Source organism: Pseudomonas sp. SB113 (assembly GCF_040754745.1).
In the GTDB taxonomy this organism is placed as follows: domain Bacteria; phylum Pseudomonadota; class Gammaproteobacteria; order Pseudomonadales; family Pseudomonadaceae; genus Aquipseudomonas; species Aquipseudomonas grimontii.
The window spans coordinates 1-465 of sequence record NZ_JBFMHW010000145.1 but is presented as its reverse complement, the minus strand read 5'-3'; the positions used below and the strand labels follow the sequence as shown (position 1 = coordinate 465).

The following is a 465-nucleotide window of genomic DNA, read 5'->3' as shown; positions in this document are numbered from 1 at the left end:
CTTATTCCTGGCTGGAAAGACAACTCAACATGATTTCACCCGCTTTCTGCGGAACGACGATAGATGCCGTTTTTCTTTTCTGCGCAATTCCGGACGGAAAACCGCTACACACTTTTCCTGGAATTGCTTTAAGCCCCGGCTGTATAGGCAGCGATTGCCGCCATGTTGACGATATCGCTGTCCTTTGCGTTCAGCGGCACGATCTGAACCGGCTTGTTGAGGCCGACCAGAAGCGGGCCGATGACGGTCGAACCGCCGAGTTCCTGCAACATTTTCGTCGAGATCGATGCCGAGTGGAACGCCGGCATGACCAGCACATTCGCCGGACCGGAAAGACGGCAGAACGGATATTGCTGCAAAAGGCGTGGATTGAGCGCGACATCGGCAGCCATTTCGCCATCATATTCGAAATCGACGCGGCGTTTGTCGAGGATCTTCACCGCTTCCTGAACACGCTCGGAACGC

Annotated in this window: 1 protein-coding gene; it reads right to left on the bottom strand. The window is 54.8% G+C overall.

The features are described from left to right. Nucleotides 1-128 precede the first annotated feature (128 nt). A partial coding sequence (locus AB1462_RS31875) for a phosphate acyltransferase (RefSeq protein ID WP_367249082.1) occupies nucleotides 129-465 on the bottom strand: 337 nt, incomplete at its 5' end.